This is a genomic window from Elstera litoralis (assembly GCF_000963705.1).
GTDB lineage: Bacteria > Pseudomonadota > Alphaproteobacteria > Elsterales > Elsteraceae > Elstera > Elstera litoralis.
The window spans coordinates 1-1775 of record NZ_LAJY01000610.1 but is presented as its reverse complement, the minus strand read 5'-3'; the positions used below and the strand labels follow the sequence as shown (position 1 = coordinate 1775).

Annotated in this window: 1 protein-coding gene and 1 pseudogene; both read left to right on the top strand. The window is 58.5% G+C overall.

The window, feature by feature from the left end:
• A partial coding sequence (locus VZ95_RS18195; RefSeq protein ID WP_045777116.1) for a PIN domain-containing protein occupies nt 1–198 on the top strand: 198 nt, incomplete at its 5' end.
• 515 nt (nt 199–713) lie between these two features.
• Nucleotides 714–1775 (top strand): annotated as a pseudogene (locus tag VZ95_RS18190) (type III PLP-dependent enzyme); the annotation flags it as partial.

Below are 1775 nucleotides of genomic sequence, written 5' to 3'. Positions count from 1 at the left end.
GCGATTGCGCAAAATCAATTCAGGTCGCTTTCCATCGTATCGCGCGATGCCGAAGCGGTCCCAGATCTGCCGCCGATTCACAAAGATCCATTCGATCGATTGTTGATCGCTCAGGCCCGCCGACGGGGTTTAACGCTCATCACATCCGATCATCAGATCTCCCATTATAATCTCTCATATCTCCCAGCAGAGGCGTGAAAGGCCGCTTTCTGTGGCCCCTGCGCCGCCAGAAGAAGAGCGTTGCGTTTCCCTCGGGAATCCCAACAAAAATTTCACTTGCGTGGGGGGGCGTTTTGCCTCATACGCAGTCCCAGACGCACTCGCACGTGCCTATGGCCCACTGGGAAATAACCCCAGGGTTGGTTATGCAACGACGGACCCGCGTCCTTTTGGATCTTCTAGCAATCTTGCTGGTGCCGAAGGGAATAGTGGCCCATGACTAGTACACGCCTGACACTTTGTAAGCTCTGCACTGCTCGAAAACCGGCAGCCCATAGTCTTGCCGTCAGCGTTCTGCCTAGGCCCTAGACGTGGATGGCAGGGCTGATTTTCGCCTTGCCATTGATCCTTTTCCTACCCTCGTTCCATCGCTGTTGCTGTTTTGACTGCCCCGCTGTGCGGGCATGCCAATCGGCTTCCCTTATTGTCCGGACCTCGGCTTAAACCGGGGCCAGGCGAAGATCCGTCTTCGCCCTACGTGTGGAGTTGTCGCCATGACTGCCAAGATCGAACGCTATCTCGCCGAAAACCAGCCGGAAACCCCGTGCCTCGTGGTCGATCTGGACGTGATCGCCGAGAATTACCGCACGATGAACCGCCTGCTGCCGCTGGCGCGCATCTTCTACGCCGTGAAGGCCAATCCGGAACCGGCGGTCGTGACGATGCTGAACAGCCTCGGCTCGTCCTTCGATACCGCTAGCCGGGGCGAAATCGATCTGGTGCTCGGCCAAGGGGCCAGCCCGGACCGGGTTTCCTTCGGCAACACGATTAAGAAGCAGCGCGATATTGCTTACGCCTACGAAAAAAGGCGTGCGCCTGTTCGCCTTCGATTCGGAAGCCGAGCTTGAAAAGCTGGCCCAATCGGCCCCCGGCGCAAAAGTGTTCTGCCGCATCCTCATGGAATGCGGTGGGGCCGAATGGCCGCTGTCGCGCAAGTTCGGCTGCGCGCCGGAAATGGCGGCGGACCTTCTGGTTCGTGCCCGCGATATGGGCCTAGAGCCCTACGGCATTTCCTTCCACGTCGGCTCGCAGCAGACTGATATCAGCCAGTGGGACGTTGCCATTGGCCGTGCCGCCGCGATGTTCATGCGATTGCCAAATCCAATATCGACCTGAAGATGGTCAATATCGGTGGCGGTTTCCCGGCGAAGTACCGTGCGAACATCCGCCCGGTGGAAGCCTATGCCGAAGGCGTGATGCAGGCGATGCGCAAGCATTTCGGCAATGCCATTCCGGAAATCATCATCGAGCCGGGCCGCTCGATGGTCGGCGATGCCGGGATCATTCAGACCGAAGTCGTGCTGATTTCGAAGAAGGATTACGCCGAAGACAAGCGGTGGGTCTATCTCGACATCGGCAAGTTCGGCGGCCTCGCCGAAACGATGGATGAAGCGATTAAGTACGATATCACCACTCCCAGCGACGGTGGCGACACTGCACCGGTGATCCTCGCCGGGCCGACCTGCGATAGCGCCGATATTCTGTACGAAAAGACCGAATATCACCTGCCGGTCGACCTCAAAGTCGGCGACAAGGTGAGCATTCTGGCGACGGGC